This is a genomic window from Qipengyuania sp. S6317L1 (genome assembly GCF_023015615.1).
GTDB lineage: Bacteria > Pseudomonadota > Alphaproteobacteria > Sphingomonadales > Sphingomonadaceae > Erythrobacter.
On the sequence record NZ_JALKAJ010000002.1, the window covers coordinates 775,824 to 799,186 of the forward strand.

General features: G+C 57.6%; 20 protein-coding genes. 11 read left to right on the forward strand and 9 right to left on the reverse strand.

Annotation, left to right across the window (positions count from 1 at the left end; translation table 11 throughout):
• Positions 1 to 65 precede the first annotated feature (65 nt).
• Complete coding sequence (locus tag MWU38_RS05075; RefSeq protein ID WP_247270730.1) at positions 66 to 719, reverse strand: TetR/AcrR family transcriptional regulator; 654 nt, start codon at positions 717 to 719, stop codon at positions 66 to 68.
• A gap of 159 nt (positions 720 to 878) precedes the next feature.
• On the opposite strand from MWU38_RS05075, the gene MWU38_RS05080 reads away from it, so the two are divergent.
• Genes MWU38_RS05080 through MWU38_RS05095 form a run of 4 tightly spaced genes read left to right on the forward strand, consistent with a single transcriptional unit; the run spans position 879 to position 5,286 of the window.
• On the forward strand, positions 879 to 2,015 hold the full coding sequence (locus MWU38_RS05080) for an ABC transporter permease (RefSeq protein ID WP_247270731.1): 1,137 nt from the start codon (positions 879 to 881) through the stop codon (positions 2,013 to 2,015).
• The gene (locus tag MWU38_RS05085; RefSeq protein WP_247270732.1) at positions 2,012 to 2,776 is read left to right on the forward strand and encodes an ABC transporter ATP-binding protein; all 765 of its coding nucleotides are present in this window, start codon (positions 2,012 to 2,014) and stop codon (positions 2,774 to 2,776) included. The genes MWU38_RS05080 and MWU38_RS05085 overlap by 4 nt, the downstream gene beginning before the upstream one ends.
• Before the next feature lie 40 nt (positions 2,777 to 2,816).
• Positions 2,817 to 3,848, forward strand: a complete 1,032-nt coding sequence (locus MWU38_RS05090; protein WP_247270733.1) for an efflux RND transporter periplasmic adaptor subunit — start codon at positions 2,817 to 2,819, stop codon at positions 3,846 to 3,848.
• Between the two features lie 4 nt (positions 3,849 to 3,852).
• Positions 3,853 to 5,286 carry an efflux transporter outer membrane subunit gene (locus MWU38_RS05095; RefSeq protein ID WP_247270734.1) on the forward strand — a complete coding sequence of 478 codons (1,434 nt, stop codon included), beginning with the start codon at positions 3,853 to 3,855 and terminating at the stop codon, positions 5,284 to 5,286.
• Here MWU38_RS05095 and MWU38_RS05100 read toward each other — a convergent pair.
• Both MWU38_RS05100 and MWU38_RS05105 read right to left on the reverse strand, forming a co-directional pair.
• Complete coding sequence (locus MWU38_RS05100; RefSeq protein ID WP_247270735.1) at positions 5,283 to 5,735, reverse strand: MaoC family dehydratase; 453 nt, start codon at positions 5,733 to 5,735, stop codon at positions 5,283 to 5,285. The genes MWU38_RS05095 and MWU38_RS05100 overlap by 4 nt on opposite strands.
• A 3-nt stretch (positions 5,736 to 5,738) precedes the next feature.
• Positions 5,739 to 6,818, reverse strand: coding sequence for a CaiB/BaiF CoA-transferase family protein (locus tag MWU38_RS05105; protein ID WP_247270736.1), 1,080 nt, complete (start codon positions 6,816 to 6,818; stop codon positions 5,739 to 5,741).
• 141 nt (positions 6,819 to 6,959) lie between these two features.
• Here MWU38_RS05105 and MWU38_RS05110 point away from each other — a divergent pair, with 141 nt between their 5' ends.
• Together MWU38_RS05110 and MWU38_RS05115 are read left to right on the forward strand one after the other, a co-directional pair.
• Positions 6,960 to 7,442, forward strand: a complete 483-nt coding sequence (locus tag MWU38_RS05110; RefSeq protein WP_247270737.1) for a UDP-N-acetylglucosamine transferase subunit ALG14 — start codon at positions 6,960 to 6,962, stop codon at positions 7,440 to 7,442.
• Positions 7,439 to 7,921 carry a glycosyltransferase gene (locus tag MWU38_RS05115; protein ID WP_247270738.1) on the forward strand — a complete coding sequence of 161 codons (483 nt, stop codon included), beginning with the start codon at positions 7,439 to 7,441 and terminating at the stop codon, positions 7,919 to 7,921. Before MWU38_RS05110 ends, MWU38_RS05115 begins: the two co-directional genes overlap by 4 nt.
• Here MWU38_RS05115 and MWU38_RS05120 read toward each other — a convergent pair.
• Positions 7,918 to 8,424, reverse strand: a complete 507-nt coding sequence (locus MWU38_RS05120) for a hypothetical protein (RefSeq protein WP_247270739.1) — start codon at positions 8,422 to 8,424, stop codon at positions 7,918 to 7,920. The two genes, MWU38_RS05115 and MWU38_RS05120, sit on opposite strands and share 4 nt — an antisense overlap.
• 260 nt (positions 8,425 to 8,684) lie before the next feature.
• Between MWU38_RS05120 and MWU38_RS05125 the strand changes: the two genes are divergently transcribed.
• The 3 genes from MWU38_RS05125 to MWU38_RS05135 all read left to right on the forward strand — a co-directional run bounded on the left by MWU38_RS05125 (position 8,685) and on the right by MWU38_RS05135 (position 12,890).
• Positions 8,685 to 9,407, forward strand: coding sequence for a polysaccharide biosynthesis/export family protein (locus tag MWU38_RS05125; RefSeq protein ID WP_247270740.1), 723 nt, complete (start codon positions 8,685 to 8,687; stop codon positions 9,405 to 9,407).
• A 6-nt stretch (positions 9,408 to 9,413) separates the two neighbouring features.
• Positions 9,414 to 11,618, forward strand: coding sequence for a polysaccharide biosynthesis tyrosine autokinase (locus MWU38_RS05130; RefSeq protein WP_247270741.1), 2,205 nt, complete (start codon positions 9,414 to 9,416; stop codon positions 11,616 to 11,618).
• Positions 11,619 to 11,708: 90 nt separating this feature from the next.
• Positions 11,709 to 12,890, forward strand: coding sequence for a glycosyltransferase (locus MWU38_RS05135; RefSeq protein ID WP_247270742.1), 1,182 nt, complete (start codon positions 11,709 to 11,711; stop codon positions 12,888 to 12,890).
• Between the two features lie 6 nt (positions 12,891 to 12,896).
• Here MWU38_RS05135 and MWU38_RS05140 read toward each other — a convergent pair whose 3' ends face one another.
• The 4 genes from MWU38_RS05140 to MWU38_RS05155 all read right to left on the reverse strand — a co-directional run bounded on the left by MWU38_RS05140 (position 12,897) and on the right by MWU38_RS05155 (position 18,186).
• Entirely contained in the window at positions 12,897 to 13,841 is a 945-nt protein-coding gene (locus tag MWU38_RS05140) for a glycosyltransferase family 2 protein (RefSeq protein WP_247270743.1), read from the reverse strand.
• 155 nt (positions 13,842 to 13,996) lie between these two features.
• Positions 13,997 to 15,445 carry a TolC family protein gene (locus tag MWU38_RS05145; RefSeq protein ID WP_247270744.1) on the reverse strand — a complete coding sequence of 483 codons (1,449 nt, stop codon included), beginning with the start codon at positions 15,443 to 15,445 and terminating at the stop codon, positions 13,997 to 13,999.
• An 18-nt stretch (positions 15,446 to 15,463) separates the two neighbouring features.
• Positions 15,464 to 16,498 (reverse strand): HlyD family efflux transporter periplasmic adaptor subunit, encoded by a 1,035-nt coding sequence (locus MWU38_RS05150; RefSeq protein ID WP_247270745.1) that lies wholly within the window; start codon positions 16,496 to 16,498, stop codon positions 15,464 to 15,466.
• A complete protein-coding gene (locus MWU38_RS05155; RefSeq protein ID WP_247270746.1) occupies positions 16,498 to 18,186 on the reverse strand; it encodes an ABC transporter ATP-binding protein in 1,689 nt (562 codons plus the stop codon). The genes MWU38_RS05150 and MWU38_RS05155 overlap by 1 nt, the downstream gene beginning before the upstream one ends.
• 445 nt (positions 18,187 to 18,631) lie before the next feature.
• Here MWU38_RS05155 and MWU38_RS05160 point away from each other — a divergent pair, with 445 nt between their 5' ends.
• Both MWU38_RS05160 and MWU38_RS05165 read left to right on the forward strand, forming a co-directional pair.
• The gene (locus tag MWU38_RS05160; RefSeq protein ID WP_247270747.1) at positions 18,632 to 18,898 is read left to right on the forward strand and encodes a hypothetical protein; all 267 of its coding nucleotides are present in this window, start codon (positions 18,632 to 18,634) and stop codon (positions 18,896 to 18,898) included.
• Complete coding sequence (locus tag MWU38_RS05165; RefSeq protein ID WP_247270748.1) at positions 18,898 to 21,861, forward strand: hypothetical protein; 2,964 nt, start codon at positions 18,898 to 18,900, stop codon at positions 21,859 to 21,861. The genes MWU38_RS05160 and MWU38_RS05165 overlap by 1 nt, the downstream gene beginning before the upstream one ends.
• An 11-nt stretch (positions 21,862 to 21,872) precedes the next feature.
• Here MWU38_RS05165 and MWU38_RS05170 read toward each other — a convergent pair whose 3' ends face one another.
• On the reverse strand, positions 21,873 to 23,339 hold the full coding sequence (locus tag MWU38_RS05170; RefSeq protein WP_247271245.1) for an oligosaccharide flippase family protein: 1,467 nt from the start codon (positions 23,337 to 23,339) through the stop codon (positions 21,873 to 21,875).
• Positions 23,340 to 23,363 lie beyond the last annotated feature (24 nt).

The window sequence follows — 23,363 nt, forward strand, 5'->3', positions numbered from 1 at the left end:
ATCGCAAGATAATGCGCATCCGGGTCAAAGGCACAAATTTCGCTCACTGATGCCTGAAAATACGATCAGTCGGCGCGGTAGGCTGCAAGGAACACCGAAACAGCGCCGTGAATGCGCGCTTTATTACCCTCATCACAAGGCGTCCCGCCAAAACGCCGTTCCAGATCGCCCATGCCTTTTGCCATGGAAACGAACTGTTCGGCAGCAATATCGGGATCATCGATCGCAAGCTCGCCCCTTTCGCTGGCATGGGCAAGCCATGCGCTGAACGCGGCTTTCATGCGCCAGGGGCCCGCTTCGAGGAAAGCTTGCCCCACGGCGGCGTCATGCTCTGTTTCAGCAGCGATACGGCGTTCGAACTGGATCATTTCCGGGCGCGAAAGGAAGGCGAGAATCACCTCGGCAATGGTGGTGAGGCGTTCTTCGATGGTGCCGCTGGGCACTTCATCAAGAGTGAAATAGCCGCGCATTTTTTCGCACTCACTCTCGATCGAGGCGGCGAACAGCCCGCGCTTGTCGCTGAACTGGTTATAGATCGTGACCTTGGAGACGCCGGCATCGGCAGCGACCTGCTCGATTGACGTGGCCGCAAAGCCGTCTTGCATGAACCGATCGGAAGCTGCCGCGATGATTGCCTGCCGCTTGGCTTCGTCCAGCGGACGCCCGGCCTTGCGCTTTTCAGCAGAAGGGTTCGGGTTCGATGAGATCGGAATTTTCAAGTTTACTGGAACCCGCCGGGAATTGTTGAGTTGACAAAATGAACGCCCCCGTTCATTTAACCCCTTAAGTAAACGGGGCCGTTCATTAATAGCGATCCTGTTGGTTTGCGCAAGCCCTCCTCCAGGGATGGGTTTACTGAACAAGGTGGTGGTTCGACGATGCTGTGGATTGCGATCCGGATGCTCACGGGGGATGCGCAAAAGTTCTACGGGCTTTTGTTCGGCATCGCCTTTTCGACCCTGCTGATCACGCAGCAGCTCACCATTTTCGTCAACCTGATCGAACGCGGCGCAAGCGGTGTTTACAATGCGCCAGAGGCGGAAATCTGGGTAATGGACCCGGTCAGCCGCACCACCGATGTAAGTTATGCCATGCCTTCGACCGCTCTTGACGAAGTGCGCTCTGTTCCCGGTGTTGAATGGGCGGTGCCGCATTTGCGCTCTGCCGCATCGGTGCGCACGAAAGAGGGTGATCTGGAGCAGGTGGCGATTATCGGAGTTGATGATGCAACCCTGATAGGCCTCCCGCAAAACCTGGTGGAGGGATCAAAGCAGGCTCTCCAGCAGCCCGACACGGTGATCATCGACGATGGCGGCCTGTTCAATATGTTCGGGCCTGGCGCCGATGTGATGGGTGAGCGGCTCGAACTCAATGACCAGCGGGCCGTTATTCGCGGCGTTGCCGATTCGATCCCTGCCTTCACCAGCACCGCCGTCCTCTACACCAAGTATTCGCGCGCCCTCAACTTCGTGCCCGGCACCCGCAACCGCCTGAGTTTCGTACTGGTGGGCGTCAGCGACGGGCTTAGCGCGGGTGAAGTTGCGGCCCGGATCGAGGAACAGACCGGCCTCAAGGCGCAGACGCGCGATGAATTTGCCGAGGCAGGTGTCGATTTCATCATCGAGAACACCGGCATCCCGACCAATTTCGGGATCACCGTCATTCTCGGCTTTGTCGTCGGCGTAGCAATCGTGGGTCTCACCTTCAGCCTCTTCATCCGCGACAATATCCGCCAGTTCGGCGCGCTCAAAGCGATTGGCCTCACCAATATGAAAATCGTCCGGATGGTCGCCGTGCAAGCGGGAATGGTCGGCGCGATTGGCTATGCGCTTGGCGTCATGAGCACGGCGATCTTCCTGTGGAGCTTCAGCGGCAATCCGTTTTTCAAAGGCTTTTATATTCCATGGCAAATCCCGTTGATCAGTATGGGAGCAGTGATCCTGATCCTTGCGATTACAGGCTGGCTCGCGCTGCGCAGCGTCCTATCCACAGAACCCGCATCGGTGTTTAGATGACCGCCCCCGCATCCCCTGCCCCAACCGAAACCACCGCTAAAACCAGCGCCGAAACCAGCGCCGAAACCGCAATCTGCGCTCGCGGTATCGTGCGCGACTTTCAGGCCGGCCAATCCACGATCCGCGTCCTCCACGGTATCGACACCGATATCCGGTCGGGCGAGATGACATTCGTGGTTGGCGAAAGCGGTTCGGGCAAGACCACGCTTATCTCCATCATGTGCGGCATTCTTTGGCCGACCGAGGGCGAGGTGAAGGTATTCGGCACCGACATCTACAAGCTGTCGGATACCGAACTTGTGAACTTCCGCCTCGAGAACATCGGTTTCATTTTCCAGCAATACAATCTCATCCCCTCGATCGACGCAGCCGCCAACGCAGCCGTGCCCTTGATCGCGAAGGGAATGGCCATCGAGGAAGCGCGCGAGAAAGCCAAGAAGCTGCTCGACAAACTCAACATTGGTGATCAGGCGGAAAAGCTCCCCAACCAGCTTTCCGGCGGTCAGCAACAGCGCGTCGCGATTGCCCGCGCATTGGTGCACGAACCGCGCCTTGTGGTGTGCGATGAGCCTACCGCTGCGCTTGATGCGAGCTCTGGCCGGCGGGTGATGGATCTGCTGCGCGAAGTCGCCGTCGCCAAAGACCGCGCCTGCATCATCGTCACCCATGACAACCGCATATTCGACCTCGCTGACCGCATTCTCGTCCTGGAAGACGGCGTCGTCACCCACGACGGAACCGAAATGCCCGACGGTCACTAAACCGTACCTGTTCAACGCCCACTCAATCCAAGAGAACACCATGGCCCTCCTTCCCTCCAACGTCAGTTTCTCAAGGCAAGTCCTGCCGGTTCTCGCTTTGATCGGCATTATCGGCGCGGCGCTTTATATCGCGTTCGGCCTGCCCGATCGCTCGATTGCGGAGCCCGCGAACGAACCGCCCAAAGCCACCGGTGAGCTGGCAAACAGCGCGCGTGTGGCGGGCGCTGGTATTGTCGAACCGGCAAGCGAGGTGATCAATATCGGTTCGGCCTTGTCGGGCCTCGTCACGGATGTACGCGTTGCTCCGGGGGATCGTGTGGCGAAGGGTCAGCCGCTTTTCCTCGTCGATGCCCGTTCTGCCCGCGCGCAGTTGTCGGAGGCCAATGCCGCCATTCAGGAAGCGCGCGCGGCAATCGCCGAGGCGCGGACCGCCCAGCAAACCGCTGCCCAGCAGCTCGCCCTTTACTACAGTCTTTCGGACCCCGCAGCGGTCAGCCGGTCGGAGATCATCCGTGTCGAAGGCGAGGCCGATGCCGCCAAGAGCCGCCTTGCGCTTGCCCGCGCAAGGCTCAACTCAGCGCAAGCCCGCGCCAGCAGCGTGCGCACCGAAATCGAACGCCTCACGGTTCGCGCACCGATCACGGGCGAAATCCTCGCGGTTAACGTGCGCCCCGGCGAATTTGTCGCGACACAAGGAGCGGGGGGCACGGAACCCTTTATCCAGATGGGAGAGACGAACCCGCTACACATTCGCGTTGATATCGACGAAAACGAAGCAGCACGCCTGAAACTTGGAGCGCCCGCCATTGTCTCGCCGCGCGGTGCAGCGGATATTCGCGTCGAGGCATCCTTCGTTCGGGTCGAGCCGCAAGTGGTTCCCAAACGCTCGCTCACCAACAGCGCAGCCGAGCGCGTCGATGTGCGCGTGCTTCAGGTGATTTATGCTCTGCCACAGGATAAAGGCGGTGATGTCTTCCGCGTCGGACAACAGATCGACGCCTTTATCCCGGCCGCCAGCGCCTCTGATGCTAGCGCAACTGATGCCGGTGCTTCTGAGGAGGGTGGGGAGTAAGCCGATGACCACGCTCTACGCCCGCCTTGCAGCGATTGGCCTTGCAGCCTCGCTCACCGCCTGCGTCGCTGCCCCGCCGCCCGAGGTCGCGACGCCCGTACCGGAACTGCCCGCAACCTATACCTTCGCCGCCAATGCGCAGGACGCCGCCTCGCTGGATGCTTTATTGCCGAGCGAAGATGCGGGGTTTGTGGCCCTTTCCACCGCCGCTCTCGATAAGTCGCCGACGCTGCTGGAAGCCATGGCCCGCGTCGAAGCGGCGCGCGCCGGGGCCCGCCGTGCGGGGGCAGAACGCCTTCCCAATTTCGGGGTCGACGCCAGTGTCACCGAAAACCGCATCAACCCCAACCAATTCGGATCGAATAACCCGATTGCGCAGGCGATTGACACGACGCAGGTCTCTTACGGAGCGAACATAACCGCGCGCTGGGACGCAGATCTTTTCGGGCAATTGAAGGCTCAGGAACGTGCCGCCATCGCCCGGATCGACGCAGCGACCGCTTCTGCATCGGCAGTGCGCCTGGCGCTTCTTTCCGAAATCGCGGCGAGCGTTGTCGATTGGCGCGCGCTTGATGCGCGCACCTCCGCGATTGAAAGCGACGTTGCCGCCGCCATGCGCCTCGCCGCGCTTGCCAAGACGCGCGAGGATGCAGGGATTGCGCCGGGTTTTGACCGCGTGCGTGCCGAAGCGCAGGCCAGCGCCTCGCGGTCGCGCCTTGCCGCTCTCGAAAGCGAGCGCGCGCGCCTTCTGGGCCGTTTGGTCACGCTCACCAGCCTTGACGGAAACGAGGTCGCCGCCGCTTTGGCCCTCCCAACAAAGGCATCTGCGCCGGGCGCAGCGCCGGCAAGTCTGCCCTCAGAACTTCTTGCCAACCGTCCTGACGTGCTTGCCGCCGCTGCGCAACTTGCCGCGAGCGATGCCGAACTTGCCGCCACCGCCCGCTCGCGCTTTCCGCGCCTCACGCTTTCTGGCGTGCTCGGGCTTCTCTCGTTCAGCCCCAGCAATTTTTTCGACGAAGACTCGCTCGTACGAACACTCACCGCGGGTGTTGCAGCGCCCCTGCTCGACTTTGGCCGCATCGAGGCCGAAATCGACGGCGCGGCGGCTGGCAAGAAAGTTGCGTTTCAGGCCTATCGCGGCGCGGTGTTTCAGGCGTTAGGCGACGCAGAGGCGGCCTATGGCCTCGTCGCCGCCGCCGATGAGCAAGCCGCCCTCGCCGCGCAGGAACGCGACGAGTTGGAGCGCGCGGCAAGCCTTGCCGATGATCGTTACCGCGCCGGGCTTGCCAGCTTTCTCGAAGTGCTCGAAGCGCGCCGTGCCGCCGACAGCAGCGGCGAGCGCGCAGCGGCTGCTCTGGCTGCTGCACAAAGGGCGCGGATCATCTTGTGGCAAGCGCTTGGCGGCGATGCGTCTGAACTGGCGGACAATGCCGCCTAGGCACCTTTTCGCTTGAGCAGCGCCGAACGCTCACACCGGCACACCACTTCATCGCGCTGATTGATCAACTCGTGAATGAACGTCACGACCCCTGCTTCGGGACGCGATTTGCTGGCCCTCAGTTCCTTGATCTCGCTTTCGGCACGCAAGGTATCGCCGATGAATACCGGCTTTGGTGTGACCACCTTGTCAAAGCCGAGGTTGGCCACCAGCGTACCGAGCGTTGTGTCACCCACCGACAACCCCACGAGCAACGAAAAGGTGAAGGTCGAATTCACCAGGATCTGCCCAAAGCCGCTTTCCTTTGCCGCCTCAACATCAAGGTGAAGCGGCTGCGGATTGTGGGTCATGGTTGAGAACAACAGGTTGTCCGTTTCGGTCACCGTGCGGCGGATGTCGTGTTGAAGGCGCTCACCCACTTGCCATTCGTCAAAGAATTTGCCTGCCATGCCCTACCCTTCCGCGAGCCAGCTCTTGACGACCGCATCGCCATTGTCGTCGCTTGAACGCACTTTGCCGGGCGTGCGGCTGAAACGGGGCGCGGGTGCCGGGTGCGTCTCTCCTTCGTGCTCGATATAGACACCGCGCTCTTTCATGTGCGGGTGATTGGGCGCATCATCGAGGCCGACGACCGGTCCGTAGCAAACGTCGGTCCCTTCGAGGATCTCGTTCCACTCTCCTTGCGTCCTGGTTTTGAAAAGCGCGGTCAGCTTCTCCGCATAGTCCACCCAGTTTGCAGGGTTCATCTGCCCATCGGCGAGCTCTGGCGCACCAATGCGTGCAACCAGTTCGGCGTAGAATTGCGGCTCAATGGAACCCAGTGAGATTTCCTTGCCGTCTGCGCATTCATAACACTGATAGAAGTGTGCGCCCCCGCCGAGCATTCCAGTGCCGCGCTCATTGGTGCGTATCATGCCGTGCTGCTGGCCGAAGAAGAAGCTCATCAGGCTGGTCACGCCGTCGACAATCGCCGCATCGACAACCTGACCCTTGCCAGACTGCGCGCGCTCGTAAAGCGCGGCCATTATGCCAAAGGCGCAATACATGGAACCGCCGCCGAAATCACCGATCAGGTTTTGCGGCGGGATCGGTACTTCGCCTTTCTTGCCGACCGCGTCCAACGCGCCAGTGATCGCGATGTAATTGATGTCGTGTCCGGCGGCCTTGGCAAGCGGGCCGTCCTGCCCCCAGCCGGTCATGCGCGCATAGACAAGGCGCGGGTTTGCTTCGAGCAACTCATCAGGACCAAGGCCTAAACGCTCCATCACACCGGGACGAAGCCCTTCGATCAGCACATCGGCCTTGCTCGCGGCATCGCGACAAAACTTGAGCCCTTCTTCGCTTTTGAGGTCCACCATGACCCGGTGACGCGCGCGCTCAACCACGGGGTTCATGGTCGCCCCGCCCGGGCGGTCAATACGCACAACTTCTGCGCCAAGGTCAGCGAGCAGCATCCCGACGTGCGGACCCGGACCAATCCCTGCAAATTCCATGACTTTCAGGCCGGTAAGCGGCCCTTTCGCGCTGGTCATAATTCGATCTCATCCTCTCTTGAATTATTTGCAGGCCTGTGTGCCGATAAGCGGGGGCAAGAGCAAGCTTTCCACATTGCCGGGCACGGGTGAGCACTTTATGGCAGGGCCGAACACAGGTTGGGAACGATAAGCACAGTCATGGGACAAGAGCAGGCAAAAACTGCCATTGGGGCGCGTCGCAAGGTGCTCGCCGTTGCCTCTGGTGGGGGGCATTGGGAGCAGTTGATGCTTCTGAGAGAGACGCTCGAGGCCTATGATGTCGCATTTGCCACGACCGACGCCAAGATCGCGGCGCAGCGCGGCCTTGCTGACGCAGACATTTTGCCGGACTGCAATCAGAACACTCCCCTAAAGGCTTTCTTGTGCGCGGTGGTTGCTGCCAAAATCATTCTCAAGCATCGTCCTCACATTGTGCTCTCGACAGGCGCAGCTCCGGGATATTTCTGCCTTCTGGCAGGGAGGCTCGTAGGCGCAAAAACGCTCTGGATCGACAGCGTTGCCAATGGAGAAGAGCTTTCAATGTGCGGCAAGCTTTCCAAGAAAACCGCTCATGCCTGCCTCACCCAATGGGAGCATCTGGCTGACGGCTCGGCGGTCAAATATAAGGGCGCGGTGCTATGATCCTTGTGACTGTCGGCATGCAGCTCGGCTTTGACCGACTGATCGAGACGATGGACCAGCTCGCCCCGAGCCTTGGGATGGAGGTTATCGCGCAAGTTGGAAGGGGCGAATATACGCCCCGGAATATGGAGGCACGCATCAGCATTGCGCCCGCCGAGTTTGAACAACTGATCGGGCGCTGCCAATTGATAGTCGCCCATGCCGGGATCGGCACGGTTCTGACGGCGCAACGCTTTGGCAAGCCAATAGTCCTCTTCCCGAGGCGCTTTGACCACGGCGAGCACCGCAACGACCACCAGGTCGCCACTGCGCGCCATCTCGACGGTCGCCCCGGCGTGCTGATCGCGATGGATGAAACCGAACTTCCAGCGCGGATTGATGAAGGGCTATCAACAAATGCCGGCGATGCGCCCATCTCCGCCACGGCAGCCCAGCTTCGCCAAGCGATTGGCAGCTTTATCGAAACCGGCAAACTTTAGCGTTTGCGCGCGATCCGGCCTGTCACGATCCCGATGTAATAAATTGCAAAGGCCAGAACCGCAAAGCTTGCCCCCATATCCCCTACCCAGTTGAGCTTGAGAGGACCGTTCAAAAAGCGATCAAGTGCGTGAAACGAGATGATACGCAAGGCAATGACGCCAACCATCGCTCCACATGCTCCCAAAGCCGCGGCAACGGCGATATTGCGCCGCCCCGAAATACGCTGAGCCACCCAGTAAACCGCGAGCATGCCGGCAGCTGCAAAAAGCGCGATGGCAACAGCGATAGCGGGCCCTTGAATAGCACGCCTGCGATCGCGAAGGCCCTCAGCCTGGAGCCATTCACGAAGTCCCTCACGAAGGAGGTCCTCGAGCCCAACAAGCCGTGTGATGATGAGGATGGCAAAGAATATCGCGATAGAAGTCCAGGTCTTCGCATGCCAACCCTGCTGACGTTTGGCGCGCGCTTCGCCAGCCGCCTTCACGCATGCAAAAGCAACCATTGCGTAGATTCCGCAGGCAATAAGGCTAAGCAATGAAAATTCGGCTTGCACCGGCGATACCCTCACGATTGATTGCAAGGCAGCGCAATAGCGTCAGTGCGCGCTGCGGTGCAACATTGAGCTGCAATTTTGCGCTCACCTTATGGTGCGTCCCGAAATGGACCGCCCGTGACGAAGCCATTTGTGCCCCCCGCAAACATGTTGCGCTGCGCACATAGCCTCTCTAAGAGAAGGTCCAAAATGGGGTGAAAAGGGAACGTATGAGTATCACAAAACAATTCGGTGCAGCAGCTCTCGTGGCTGCTTTCGGCGTAACTGGATGTGCTTCTACACCAGCACCGGTCATCGGCGCTGCGGTATCGCAGCCGCGTACTGATCTTGGCCAAGGCCTTTACTCACAAGCCCGTCCGTCAACTTACACTTTGCGCGCGTCGGACCAAATTTCGATCAATGTTTTCCGCGAGCCCGACCTTTCTCTTACAGAAGTGATGCTCGGCGTGGACGGCTCTGTCTCGATGCCGCTGCTTGGCACAATCCCGGCCGCCGGTCTCACGACCCGCGAGCTTGAGCAAGACATAGCGCAGCGTTTGCTCGCAGCCGGCCTTCGCAGCCCGATGGTCAGTGTAAACATTGCCAATTACGCCTCGCACCTCGTCACCGTCGAGGGTTCCGTTGAGGACCCGGGCGTCTACACTTTCCAGCCGGGCTCACGCCTGTCTTCAGCGATTGCCATGGGCGGCGGACCAACCCGTACCGCCAATACACAGCAAGTCGCAGTTTTCCGTGAAAGTCCCGACGGCGTGATGATCGCGCTTTTCGACTACGGCCAGATGCGTCAAGGCACGATGCTTGACCCCGTGCTTGCACCGGGCGATCGCGTTGTCATCGGCACCGATGGTCTTTCCGTTTTCTACCAAGACGTTTTGAAAACACTCCCGGCGCTTGGCGTATTCGCCACAGTCGCGATCCAAAGCGGCAACTAAGACACCATGAACGACCGTTCGCTTATGCAGGCGCCAGGCCAGGACCCGCGTCAAGGGTGGGTTGATGCCTATATGCCCGACGGCCAGCCCGTCGGCCATTTTGAGGCGCCACGCCCACTTCTCGACCTCTCCGTAATTCGCGGCATGCTCTATCGTCAGCGTTGGCTGCTCGCGGGCGTGATTGTCGCATCGCTCATCGTTGGCCTCATCGTCACCTTGTTGGCAACACCGATGTACGAAGCGCGGGCAACGGTTAAGGTCGAACCTTACGGTCAATACATCGTCGAAGGGCAGGACATCGAAGGCGGGATTGCCAGCAACCAGGTTTTCGATTTCCTTCAGACCCAAATTGCAGTCATCCAGTCGCGCAACCTTGCAACGACCGTGGTCGAAAACCTGAACCTGGGTGAGCGCGATGCGATTTTGGGCGCCGATTTCGACGAAAGTCGTCCGCCGAACATGAGCGATGAGCAATGGGCCAAGACAAGAAAAGAGGCCGCAGCCGGGCGGCTTCAATCGTCAGTGACCGCCGCCATCCCCGACGACAATTGGATCATTTCCATCGGCTATCGTTCGTCTGATCCTGCTTTGGCAGCTGAACTTGCCAACGGATATGCTGATGCTTTCGCGGTATCTGACACGGCCAACTCGCTTGAGACTAATGAATATGCTCAGGAGTATCTGCTCGATCAGATTACATTGGTTCGTGGACGCCTCGAAGAGGCTGAGGAAGCAACGAACAACTACGCCCGAAGCGCCCAGATCATTGTCCAGCCCGGCGAAGAGGGGGGCGCAGGTCCGACCACCCTCACCAGCACTAACCTTGCCAGCGCGAACGCCCGTTTCTCGCAAGCGCGCGCTGAACGCATCGCAGCCGAGCAGAAATGGCGCGCTATTCAAAATGCGCCAGCCGATCAGCTTCCAGCGGTGCAAACCAATTCGGTCCTTCAAAACCTGGTGTCTGACAAGATTTCCAAGGAAAACGATCTTGTCGAACTGCGTCAGCGTTACAACGACGAATTTCCTCAGATCCAGAACCTGCTGCAGCAGATCGCAATTCTTGACCGGCAGATTGAAGAGCGCGGCAATTCAATCAAGGCTTCGATCCGCAACGACTACATCGTTGCACGCAACCAGGAACAGGCATTGCAAGCAGAGCTTAACAGCCTGACTGGCGAGACGCTGAGCGAGCAGGACGATCAGGTGCAGTTGAGCGTGCTGGAACGCGAGGCCGAGGCGCTGCGCGGCCAGCTTGAATCGCTGCTGACCCGTTACAACCAGGTGAGTTCGGCTGCGAATGTCGACACAGGTGCCTTTAACAAGCTTGATAGCGCAGTCGTGCCTTCGACGCCTTATGCCCCAAGTCTTTCGGTCAACCTCACCATGGCGCTTGTCGCCGGTATCGCTCTGGCAGGCGGCCTTGCGCTCCTGCGTGAAACCTTCGACGATCGCATTCGTTCGCTCGAAGAGGTCGAGGACAAGCTTGGCCTGCCACTGTTTGGTCAGACGCCTTATGTCGATGAGCGCGACATCGAAGTATTCGGCAATGATTTCAGCACGCTGATGGAATCCTACGCCTCGATCCGCTCGAGCATCGACTTCTCGCTCTCGCGCGACCGTAACGTGCTGCAATTCACCAGCACCGAGGCGTCCGAGGGTAAGTCCACGACTGCCGTGATTCTGGCAGAGCTTTTCGCTCGTATGGGACGCAAGACGCTGCTGATCGACGCCGACCTTCGTCGCCCGACGATTGCGAAGCTTCTCGATATCGAGAAACCGAAGGTGGGCTTGGTCGAGGTCCTTCTTGGCCACACCGAGCTTGAAAATGCGGTCATCAAAGGCGTGCATGAGAATCTCGACATCCTCGCGATTGCCGAAATTCCAGCCAGCCCGACCGAGCTTTTGTCTGAAAGCTATCTTGGCGAAATGATTGCCAAGTACCGCAATGATTATTCGCTGATCATTTTCGATTCGAGCCCGGTCATGGGCCTTGCCGATGCACCAATGCTTTCGCGCGTCGTTGACGGCACGATTTTCGTGATGGAAGCGAACCGTATTCAATTCGGCAAGGCGAAGGCAGCCAAGCGGCGTCTGCAAGCCAGCGGTGCGAAGATGCTAGGTGTGATCCTTACCAAATACCGTGCACTCGAAGCGGGCCAGGACTACAGCTATCAATACAGCTACTACCAATACGGCGACAACAAAGAGTAGCTGCGCCCCGCTACAGGCGGCGGTGTGACATTCGCAAATCGTCAGTTTTGCTGACGACTTGTTCCAGCGTTAACGGCAGCAGAGCGGGATATGACCAGCCGCATACTCCATATCTCCGGGGATTATCCCGATCCCATCGAGCCGTTCAAAACACCGGTGATCAAAAGCTTCCTCGACCTTACCGAGGATGATTTTGACCACCGTGTCGTCTCAATCAATCGCAGAACACCATCGCCCAGTGCACTCTTCGAAGGGTTTGCGCCAAGATCAGACCGCAAGGGACCGGTGCACCGCGTGCAGACGTTTGAGAGAGGTGTCGCACTTGAATACCTCGCTCCACCAAGCGGCATCTTTCACCGCACAATGCTGGAGCGTTTGGGCGAATATCTGGCAGAGTTGATCCGATCACAGAGCGAACCACCGCATCTTTTGGTCGGTCACAAGCTAACGATTGAAGGCATCGCCGTTGCGAAGGCGAGCGCGCTCACCGGCATCCCCTACGCCCTGACCATCCAGGGAAACACCGACAGACGGATATTGAAAGCCCGGCCTGACCTTGGCAAAAATTTCCGCACGATCTATCAAAATGCGCAAATGGTCTGCACTTTCACGCCCATTGCTCGCGGCGCGATCGAAGCCATGTTGGGTAAGCGCAAAGATGGGATCCACCTGATCCCCTGTCCCACCGAGCTCGATCAAATAATCGAACCACACATAACGGGTGGAGACATTATCTCGGTGTTCCACCTCAAGAACCACAAGGTCAAAAATCTCGATGGTCTTGCAAGCGCTGCGCGATTGCTCGCTCGCGATGCAGGCAAGCGTTCGATTGCCATTCTTGGCGGCGGGAGCGAGGCAGAACTCGCAAAATGCAAGACAATTGCCGCTGATGCCTCGCAGATCCGTTTTGATGGGCCTGTCGATCGCGATGCGATGCAGAAACGAATGAACGGCGCCTGCGCCCTCGTTGTACCGTCTCGTGCAGAGTCCTTTGGCCTCGTATTTGTCGAAGCACTTTTTGCAGGTTTGCCGATCATCTATCCCAAGGGCACCGCAATCGATGGCTACTTCGACGCGCTGCCGTTTGCACAAGGCGTGGACGCCGGTTCTCCTGAAGCCATTGCTGAAGCGATGCAGCGCGCGGTGGATGAAGAAGAAAGCATGAAGCGCGCGCTTCACGACTGGCAGAAGTCAGGTGCTCTTGAACAGTTTACACGCCGCGCTATCGCGCAAAACTATTCTGCCGCGCTTAGTGCTGCCGTGCCAGGTTAAACCGCCTCAATAGCCCTTGAGCCAGTCGGTCCGCGCCTTCCATATCTTGTTCCATTCTTCGGCTGCCTGCGTTTTGCCAAAGATCATCGCCTTGAGCGAGGAGGCGAGCTTACGGTTGGCGATCCAGCACCACATGAGGAAGCGGCCAAGGGGCACGAGGCTCGCTGGCCAGTGATCCTCGATCAGACTGGTCTTGGCTCGCATCAGCTTGATCTGTTTCTCGCTGCGAAGCTTTGTCGATGCGCCAACGAGGTGCATGATCTGCGCGTCTGGGGTCACCATCGGTGAATATCCAAGCTGGGCAGCACGAAGGCACATGTCGGCCTCTTCGCCATACATGAAATATTTGGAATCAAAGCCGCCAAGCTCATTCCACAACTCGCGCTTCAAGAGGAAGAAGCAGCCCACCACGATATCGACCTCGCGCACGCTGTCCCGATTCCAACCGCCCATCGCCTCAGGGTTCAGGAATGGCGAATTAGGAAAGGCACGGCTGAGGCCAAACGCACTGCAGAACAGGCTCCATGGCGAAGACTTCTTCCAACAAGACGCCGGGTTCAACGACCCATCGGGGAAGACCGTACGTCCCCCGACAATACCGGCTTTTGGGTTTGCCTTTGCGAAACTCAGTAGGTTCTCAACCGCTTTGTGGTGCGTTTCAGTGTCCGGATTGAGCAGCAACAGCCACTCGGTTTTGGCGCGGGCTGCGACACGATTATTGGCCTCGGCAAACCCGATGTTGTCATCATGCGCTATCAGTTCAACTTCGGGAAACGCCTCTGCAATCGCCTGCGCTGATCCGTCCGCAGACGCATTGTCCCACACCACAACGTGCATCGCGACATCGCCTGCATTTTGAAGCAGAGTCTCAATCGCCTTGAGCGTCAATTCACGCGTGTTCCAGCTGACGATGATAACCGTAACTTCGGCAGTTTCGGGAGGTGCAAGCATGGTTTCGCGAGGGGACCTGAAGGCTATGGAAGAGATGGAAGTGCTTGCGCGATCTACGCATTGTGGGCCGTGCAGTCACGAGAAAACACGTGCAGCTCCCCACTTTGCGCACGCGTATTCAGGTCACGCCAATCGTGAGCCCGTGATGGCGGCCTCTATTCGAGCCCTAAAGCGTCCAGATTCATCACAGCCGTATCATAATTTGCTGCCGATAGGCGCCCGTTGAGCTCCGCCCTGATCTGACTGATTTGCGCCGATGCCGCGGTTTCTTCGCGGACATTGACGAGAAAGAAATCACCGGCGCCCAGTGATAAGCGGCGACGCTCTGCCGTCACCATCTGGCGCGCCTGCGCAAGCTCGGCTTCTGCAAGGCTTGAAAGCTCCATAGCCGCTTCGAGGTTTGTCACGATATTCTCAAGCTCGACCGTGAGTTCATCGCTGACACGCTGCCGATCAAGTTCAAGCGCGCGCAGCTCCGCTTCAGCCCGGTCCAGCCGACCTTGCGCGCTTCGCCGCTGCAAAGGGACAGAAAACGTCACCCCCACCACCGTATCGGTTGCATCAAATGATGCACCGCCCGCACCAATCGGCCCGAAATCACGGCTAATTTCTGCTCTTGCATCAAGTCTTGGTCGAAGATCGTTTTGGCGCAGCCCAATCTTCGCTTGCGCGCGTTCGATCGACAGTGCCAAATCCGCCAGCTCCGGGCGGTTTGCAACAGCTTGAGAAAGTTGAGTGTCAACCAGCCGCTCAACCGGCGGCAGCCTCTCGAGATCCTCTGTGCCCGGTATATGCCGGCGATCAGGGAAGATCATTTGGCCGCCGTTCCCGCGCAGGTAAAAGCCGAGAGAATTTGAAGCGGTTGCAAATTTCCTCTTAGCTTCTGCAAGAAGCGTCTTTCGCCGCAAAACGTTCTGCTCATTCTCGACCACGGCGATGCGCGGGGCCGCGCCTTCTTGAAACTCCCGGTTCAGCCCGACTGCGCGCGCTTGGGCAATTTCGAGAAGCTCCTCATAAACGCCCACCTCGCGCCCTGCCGCTACCCAGCGCCAGTATGCGCCGAGCGCTTCGGCTTGAACCTTGAGTTTGACCAGAAGCACATCAAGCTGGGCCTGCGAGGCGGCAAGCCGTGCATCGCGCCGTGCAAAACGGCGGCTGTCCACGGTCGAATTTCGAAGCAAGGGCAGAACGCCGCCGATCTTGATCTCGCCAAATTCGTTGGTGTTGAAGTAGTTCTCGTAAATCGGAAAGCTGCCATTCGACAGGCGATAGGATGCGAAAACTTCGGCGCCCATCTGCTCCAAAGGCTGGGTTGCTTTCGTGTCGACGTAAATCGTTGAATAAAAGCCGGTAACCCTGGAATAGGCTTTCGCGTCGAGCATCAAATCGAATGCGCCTTCCGCTGCCAATTGATCCGAGCGCGCGGCCGCTTCTTTTTCGAACGCTGCGAGTATCGACGGGAAGGTGCGCGCCGAGGACCGCAAAAGAGCATCAGGCAAAAGTGCCCCTTCTGCCAATGCCTGCTCAATGGGTGGGACAACAGGCTCAACGTCTTGCGCGGCAAGAGGAGCCGCTGCCCCAAGGCTGGCCGCACAAAGAGCCAAGTACGCCTGCGCCCTCATCTATTGCCCCTGACCAGAGCCCGAAGTTTGCTGCGGCAGCTCGGGCGGGAAAGTGTTCAATTGTCGCCATATTTCGTAACCGACAGGCACTGTCTCGAGCAATATCCACGCGCGCACATTGGTCCCAAACCGAGCGAAGCGCTCCCCTGGCCAAGGCGTGTCCTGGGTGGTGTCTTCCTTGATGAGAACGCGGGAACGCCCATCGGGCTGCGCGACCTGATCCACTGTTGTTACCTCTCCTGCAAAGGTGCCCACTGCCACCGATGGCCAGCCGCTGAACTGTACCGCAGGCCAGCCCTCGAACTCGATCCGCGCCTTGGCACCTGGCTGCACCAGCGCCACATCGCGCCCGGATACGAAGACTTCGATGACACGCTCTTGTCGCTCAGGCACGAACGTTGCGAGAACCTGGCCGGCGCTGACCAGCGTGGCTGCATCGCCTGCATTAATCGATTGGATGAAACCATCGCGCGGCGCTCTTACGACCTGTTCGGACTGCCGGGCGATCCGGGTTTGAGCCTGCGTGAGATTGGCCTGTGCCCCGGCCACATCACCGCGCAATTGCTCAATTCTGATTTGCGCCTGTTCATAGTCGCGGCGCGCAGCCAAGCCTGCTTCAAACAACTCGCGCGTCCGGTCGAGGTCGAGCCTTGCGGTAGCGAGTGCGTTTTGCGCAGCATTCAGCTGGATACCAATCTGCACACGTTCAGCCTCGAGCCTGCTGATCAGCATGGGATCCAGGTCGACGATGCGGGCAATCGGATCGCCCTGTTCGACCTTGCTGCCGTCACCCACATACCACTGCTCAATTCTGCCAGAGACAAGGGCGTTTATCTCCTGCTGGCGCTCGTTTGGATTGATGGTAGTTACCACCCCTCGCCCGCCAGTCGTCTGCACCCAGGGCACAAATGTGAGGAACGCGATTGCAATCAGGATCGCTACAAGGACAACCACCGTCACAGCACGGAATACACGCGGTGTACTGACCCCGTGCAGAGCGGTGAACTCCTTGATCTTGGTTGGGCTTTTTTGCATCAGCCCGCCTCCCCGTCTTGTGGAGGCAAAGATGGTGTCGGTGTCCCGTTGGACAGAGTTGCGCGTTGGAAGCTGGCGAAGTCGGAGAAGACCGTTTGACGGTCGGCTTCGAGGAAAAGGAAGCTGTTGAAGCCCAAATCGTTTCTGCGGGAAGAAAAATAAATAACTGTTGTGTACGCTTGCTCGCGCAGTTCGGCGATTGCGCGCATGAGATGATCTTCGTCGATGAGGTCGAACAGCGCACTCAGGACCAGAACGCGCGGCTCCTCGAGAAGCGCGTTGGCGAGTTTGAGTTGCTGCAACTCGACAGCCGACAACGGCCAACCTGTATAAGCGATCTGCGTGTCGAGGCCCTTTTCGAAGCTGGCGATGGTGCGCCCCAAACCCACTGTTTCAAGCGCTTTGACCATGCGGTTGCTGGCAGTATTGGGGCACGACAGGGTCAGATATTCGCGAATGGTCATGCCAACGAAAGTCGGCCTTGCGAGGACGTGGACATCTTTGCGAAGGTTATAAGCCTCGATGTCCTGGAAATCCGCGCCTCCCATGGTCAAAATGCCCGCCTTGGGTCGTTCGTGCATTTTAAGAAGGTCTGTAAAAAGGCGCTGCACACCGTGGTGACTGGCCTGCGCCATCATTATCGCACCGGTCGGGATTGTTAATTCGAAGCAAGCTTTCTCATGTCGCGCCTGACCTTCAACACCTTGAAAAACAATAGTGTGATCTGGGCCTTCCAGTTTCGCACCAGTGGCGCTTGTTTCCTGCTCGACCTGATGAAACAGGGAGATTTCCTCGACCGCTGCGCAAAGGTCGTAGAAGTAGGTGAGATAGGTACCAAGCTGAGCCACCCCGAAAAAGGCGACTGACAAAACGAGCTCGGCGGCGACCAGCTGACCAAGCGTCAGTTGCCCCTGTATCACCAGCCATCCTCCAAGGCCAAGGAGCGCAGCGCTTGCAAGCGCGTAGAGCAAAAGAAACGCGATGGTTTGTGAAAAGTGCCTTCTGAAGTGGCGTTTGCGCTGTGTCAGATATTCATGCGTCATGTCATCTGTGCGCTTGATCGCATAATCAATCCGGCGCTGGGATTTGAAGAAGCCGTTGGAGCCACCCACGGTCTCAAGCCAATTGGCTGTGTTGTGCTTTGCATGGCTTAGATCAATCCCCGTCCGGATCGCACTTGCCCCCCAGACCAGCCAGATCACCCAAATCAGAGCAGACATGACCAGGGTGAAAACCAGAAAGAGCGGGTGGTAGAGCGACACAAGCACGAAACCGACCGCAACCTGCAGAACTACGCTGAATCCGCCGACAAAGAGCACAGGCAGCGCCTTTTGAACGTTGACCACATCGAAATAGCGGTTGAAGAGTGCCGAGGATTTACGATCTGCGAAAAAGGGGTCTTGTGCATAGACCGAAATGAGCGAAATCTCGGCCACCATCCGCGCGTAAAACCGTCTCGCAAAAATCTCCATCAAGTGGATGCGCAAAGCGTAAAGCAACCCGAACAGGACCAGCAGGCCGAACAGGCTAAGCGACAGCATCACAAGCGGAGCAGTTAGCGCGGTGTTCGCGACAGTGTTGACGAGCATCTGCACCGAAATCGGTGTCGCCAGAGACAGCAGGCTGATGCCGATCCCGTAGATTATCGCCAGCCAGTAAAAATCAGCCTCGGGCTTCAGGATGTCCAAAAACTGCCGGAAAAAAGCAACCAGGGAGATCTGTGCTCCATATGTCGGCTGATTGAGGGGCATACTCGCGTTCCATAGTTAGCTAAGCGCCAAGGATTGTGCGCCTCGACCTATCTTCAGGTCGTGGGTCCCTCACACAGGGCAGGTTGATAAAGTGACATGGCCTCAGACGCAACAAACTTGAGATCCCGAGATCAGTTTGGACAGCAGTTGGGTCGGCCCTTGGTTCCCTGCGTATCCACAACCCCCTGCCAAGACCTGTTCCGTCTGTAGCCCCCAAAAGCCAAACACGTGACTGTGTTGAAACCGCCTAACTGTCGGCTTTTATGGCGACCTAATTCATTGATTTAATGAAATACGTGGCTCCACTACTACCTCTGACACGAAACACTTTCCTACATCTTATGTTCTTCTTATGTTCCTTGCGAATCTAAGGAGAACACCAATGCCACAAGACCATTTTTCGACCATTGACAGTGTAACTTCGCCGTCACGCGACTGGTTCGATATCGCACCGAGTGATAGCGCGGACCTCGGCTTCGTTCCAAAAGCGATCTATGTCGGTACCGGTGGCGACCTTGTCGTTTCCAGTGCTCGCACCAACACAGAAGTGACGTTCCGGAACATCCCTAGCGGTGCGATCCTCGATATTCGCCCTGCGGCGGTTCGCCAAACAGGCACAACAGCAACAGATCTCGTGGGGCTTATCTAATGGTGGGCTTCGGCTTTGGAAGCGGCTTTGGCAATGAGTTTTCGCGCTACGCGCTGTTTGCATCGGGCCAACCGGTCAATCAGAGCCTGAGGCCCGGTAACAACTGGAGCGGCGTGCCCTCCAGCGGCTTTGCCAGCATACCCGCTGATCCAACTAGAACAACGGCGAAGCCAGCGTGCCGTCTGTTAACGCCGCCGCGCGAAACCGTTCGAATTGCCAACGTAATTGGCGTGTTTGCTGCGGCGAACAACGACGGATCGCTTGTCGAAAACCTTGGGCTGTCGCACGTCAAATTTCATTGTGAAGGCAACACGATTCGCGTTGACAGCCCGACTTTCAGAACCTTCGAGCGACCAGATGGATCAAGCTACCAGATCCTTGGTTGGTGGGTCACTTTGTCCCGGCCGTCGGCCAAAGAAGGAATTGCCGAAGTCTATGTGGAGGCGGTTCCAAACGACAGCACGATGCAATCACGTATCGTAGGCCCATACAGCTACGTGATGGCAAGGAACGACTTCGATTATGACGTCTCGGTTGCGTCCAGTGGCGGGGCGGACTTCGTCACGATAGAGGCCGCTTTGACCCATTTGCGGATTCAAGACGCTCAGCATCCACGCATTCGGATAGTGGAGGCGGGCGAATATGAATTGGGCAGCGGTGGCGGCCATACGCCAGCGGGTTGGTGCCGGGTGGAAGCTCTCGCGCCGGTCACACTGCGCCAATTGCCCCCTGCCCTGGAGGGTGATTTCACTCGCATGCGACCTGGAATGGACCGGCTTCATTTCAAGGGTTCGCAAATCACAATCGATTTCGTCGAGACGTTGGAATTTTATACCGAACAGGAAGATGGCCAGCACTGGTTGGATGGGGTGAATATCGTCCAAAGCCGCGGCCGAGAAGACTTGTGGCGTTTGGGACCGCGCAATCTCGTGCCAAGTCTTTTCCGCAACGGCGCCTGGTTCACAGACTGCCAAGTCAGTGATGTAAACGATGCGTTTGACAAGGCAATTCTGGTGCGTGGGTGTCGCACGTCACACACATGGGCTGATCTGGCACAAGATGTTCTTTGCTTTATCGGCAATGAGATCGATGATCACTCGAGCGCCCCGTACTACACCAACATCGATGCGATGAGCATCGCCTATTCAGGGACTGGAACACCGACTGTCTCGATCCGCAATTCACCGCGCACCTTGGTCTTGCGGGTCGATGGCACCGACAGCGCGAGCTTTGAGTTTGATCCGAGCGAACAGGGTTTCCAGGCCAATTCCAATTACCGGATCTCAAGTGCCGTTGATTGGGTCAATTCACAAACCGATTGGTCTGCGACATTGATCGACAACACGCGCAAAGGCTCTGCTCTCTCCCCTCCCGGTACGACCAATGGTAACCCGGCCGAAGATATTGCGGTGCCTGTCACTCTGCCGACCCACTTCGATATCCACTCAGACATATATCAGCTGCCGATTTTGCAGGACTTTCGCGAGAACGTCGTGTTCTCGTTCAACAGTTTTACGCGCATTGATGCGCAGAACATTTTCATTCAATTGGCGCCTGGGCTGAATGATAGCGTGTTTATCGGCAACGCCTTCTACAACAATCTGGGCACTCTTGATGAAGGCTTGATTACAGGTCTTGGCGGGATGTTCAGCCATTGCATTTTTGCTCATAATACGCTCGCAACCCAACGAATTCTGCTCCCTGCTGAGGGTCAGGCCGGTGATGCCTATACCCTTATTGCAAACAACGTAGCACGCCGCTTTTCCGTGCGTAACGACGACCCGCTGGCAAGCGCGGTAGCCGTTGATAACAATCATGTTCAGGAGCAAACTGGACTGCCCGACGGAACGGTTGGCACATCAATCGGCGGCAATGCAGATACCCTGTTTGTGGATGCTGTTAACGGAAACTTTGATCCGGCTGGCTCACTGCTTTCAAATGGCGCTGCTCCCGTTGTTTCGCAGGATGTATCGGCCGCCGATTTCCCGCAGACCGCTGCCAAGGGCGCGATTGCAGCAACGGCCACTCCTGGAACAGGCGTTTCACCGCCCTCATGGGATGTCGATCCGACTGTCACCGGGATCGCTGAAGTTGGGCAAGAGCTCACTGGCGATGATGGCGTCATTGCCAACGGCACTGTGAATGATCGGCAATGGCTACGCGAAGGGCGTGCTATCGCTGGCGCGATCAATCCGACTTACACATTGGTGCCAGCTGATGAGGGTACGATTGTAGCCTATGCGGTCGAGGCATCTGGCCCGGGAGGCTTCAATTTTGCGATTAGCCCCGATGTTGGCCCGGTCGCACCTGCATCAGCCCCGCCAGTTAACGGCCCCGTTCTGGTCGACAGCATCAGCGCGGGCGGATCCGCCGGCTCTGTTAGCGCAAGCGGCCTATCGGCCACAGGAAGCGATCGATACGTCTTTGCGATGGTTGGTGCAGGCACAAGCGACGCGGTCACCGACATCTCCTGTTCGATTACGGGAACCGCCGGAACGGTACCTATGAGCAGGGTGTTCTTCCGCGGCACAAATTCAGAATCACCTGCTAACGCGCTTGAGGCATTTGCTGGATTTGTGATCGACGAGGCAAACCTGCCCGGAGACGGTCCCTATGATCTCAATGCAACAGCAACAGGCACGAACACACCTGACAAAGTCGGTATTGCTGCTGGATCGATCAAGAACGCTCCGATTGCGCCTGTGATCGTTTCAGAACGATCCACCATCGTAACCTCAACCCCAGCGCAAAATGACACCTTCGTTTTCGCAGGCCTCGGCTCCTCCACAGGATCCAGCGCAGCTGAGATGACAGGTGCGATGCAGATCGAAAGTCTGAATTATGGTGATGGACTTCAACTTGGTTGGATCAAGCAGAACAATGAAACTTTCACCGTTTCCAATTCTGTGAGCGGCCGAAGTCTCAGCGCTCTTTTGCTTTTTGCACCGGCCCCTGCGCAGTAGATTGCCGCTTTCTAGTTTTGGGAACCATGGCCAAAAGCAGGCAGTCGTTTGCGAACTTGCTCGCCGGCCATGGTTTTCAGTTCTTTCGGAAAGAACCAGACCGAAGCGGTGAAGGTCATACAGGCTATCACGATCGCTAGAAGAAGCTTCCAAAGGAATTGATCGACCGTGTCAGCCAAAAGAAGAGCAAGAGCAACACCGAATATGGCTGGCACCTGGGTGATCCAAAAACCTGAATTACCTAGGCGCGATTGCCATACGAAGATGATCGCTTCGAATGCTCTTCGCACAAAGAAGGCTGCTACAACGCCTTCTAATCCAAAGGTGGTGGCGCAGTAAAACAGCAAACCGAAATATGGCAAAGTTTCAGCTATCTGAAATTTTGCGACGAACGCACCGCGCTCCTGGGATTGCAGATACATTACCATCGTGCTGACAATCGCGTTGAGCAAAAAGGCGCACAATAGCCATGTTCCTACCGAGGCTGATCTCGGGTCGAGTTCAGAGCCCAGCCAGAATTCGAGCAGTGGCTTTATAAGGATGATCAACCCAACAATTACAGGCGCGAAGAATGCGGTCATCAAGACGGAATAGTTCAGAGCCATCTGCCGGGCCTTTTCGCCTACGGAGACAGAGAGCCTTGGGAAAAGTACGTTGATCAGAGACTGGGGAACAAGTTGAAGCCGGCTGATGATCTGGAAAGGAATGGTGTACGCAGCCACAGCAATTGCGCCCAATTGCGCGCCTATAACCATGCGGTCCATTGTCACAAGCACCGGAGCAACGAACATTGTGACCATTATCCAAACGCCAAAACGCAACAGCTCTTTTGAGCTGGCCCAGCTATATTGCAGGTGATGCCCGCGCAGTTGCGAATGCCACAGATCGGCCAGCATCAGGACAAAAGCCAAACAGCGAGCCAGCAACGAAGCCCACAAGAGCGCCACCATGCCCGGGCTTATCCAATAGGCCGCACACAGCGCGAAGATCGGCAAGCCACCGTTGCCTACCATGATGGCTAGCGAAGCACTGGGAATGCGCCCTTTGCCATACAGTGCGCCATGGCAGGAGCGCGAAACTCCACTGACAAAGGTGCTGGCAGCGATGAGCCAAACCGAGTCCATCAGCTCTTGCTGGACGGTATCGCTGACTTGAAAATAGTCGGCGAAAAAGACCCACGAAACAGCGTAGGCAAGGCCTGAGGCAAATACGCTCAGGACCAAAGTAGTCATCAGTCCGCTGACCATGGTCTCGCGTGCTGCTGCAACATCATCGCCGAAACGCGCCACTGCGTGCGTGATGGCCGTGCCCACCCCGCCCAGTGTTTGAGCAGCGTATATCAGGATCAACCAGCATAACGCCAAAGCCCCATAACGCTCTGCCCCTATGAACTGCAGCAGAAATGGCAGCGTAACGACTGTAATCACAACAGGAATAATGCTTCCTGCAAGCGAGAAGAGGCTGTTTCTAGCGAGCATGCTCAATGGGCTCCAAGGGGAACC

Coding starts and splice junctions, on each gene's coding strand:
- MWU38_RS05140 (WP_247270743.1), bottom strand. CDS start 13,841: ATGCTTGCACCTCCCGAAACTGCCGAAGTTACGGTTATCATCGTCAGC.
- MWU38_RS05170 (WP_247271245.1), bottom strand. CDS start 23,339: ATGCTCGCTAGAAACAGCCTCTTCTCGCTTGCAGGAAGCATTATTCCT.
- MWU38_RS05105 (WP_247270736.1), bottom strand. CDS start 6,818: ATGACCAGCGCGAAAGGGCCGCTTACCGGCCTGAAAGTCATGGAATTT.
- MWU38_RS05150 (WP_247270745.1), bottom strand. CDS start 16,498: ATGCAAAAAAGCCCAACCAAGATCAAGGAGTTCACCGCTCTGCACGGG.
- MWU38_RS05165 (WP_247270748.1), top strand. CDS start 18,898: ATGGTGGGCTTCGGCTTTGGAAGCGGCTTTGGCAATGAGTTTTCGCGC.
- MWU38_RS05090 (WP_247270733.1), top strand. CDS start 2,817: ATGGCCCTCCTTCCCTCCAACGTCAGTTTCTCAAGGCAAGTCCTGCCG.
- MWU38_RS05135 (WP_247270742.1), top strand. CDS start 11,709: ATGACCAGCCGCATACTCCATATCTCCGGGGATTATCCCGATCCCATC.
- MWU38_RS05110 (WP_247270737.1), top strand. CDS start 6,960: ATGGGACAAGAGCAGGCAAAAACTGCCATTGGGGCGCGTCGCAAGGTG.
- MWU38_RS05120 (WP_247270739.1), bottom strand. CDS start 8,424: ATGGTTGCTTTTGCATGCGTGAAGGCGGCTGGCGAAGCGCGCGCCAAA.
- MWU38_RS05115 (WP_247270738.1), top strand. CDS start 7,439: ATGATCCTTGTGACTGTCGGCATGCAGCTCGGCTTTGACCGACTGATC.
- MWU38_RS05160 (WP_247270747.1), top strand. CDS start 18,632: ATGCCACAAGACCATTTTTCGACCATTGACAGTGTAACTTCGCCGTCA.
- MWU38_RS05095 (WP_247270734.1), top strand. CDS start 3,853: ATGACCACGCTCTACGCCCGCCTTGCAGCGATTGGCCTTGCAGCCTCG.
- MWU38_RS05100 (WP_247270735.1), bottom strand. CDS start 5,735: ATGGCAGGCAAATTCTTTGACGAATGGCAAGTGGGTGAGCGCCTTCAA.
- MWU38_RS05130 (WP_247270741.1), top strand. CDS start 9,414: ATGAACGACCGTTCGCTTATGCAGGCGCCAGGCCAGGACCCGCGTCAA.
- MWU38_RS05080 (WP_247270731.1), top strand. CDS start 879: ATGCTGTGGATTGCGATCCGGATGCTCACGGGGGATGCGCAAAAGTTC.
- MWU38_RS05085 (WP_247270732.1), top strand. CDS start 2,012: ATGACCGCCCCCGCATCCCCTGCCCCAACCGAAACCACCGCTAAAACC.
- MWU38_RS05125 (WP_247270740.1), top strand. CDS start 8,685: ATGAGTATCACAAAACAATTCGGTGCAGCAGCTCTCGTGGCTGCTTTC.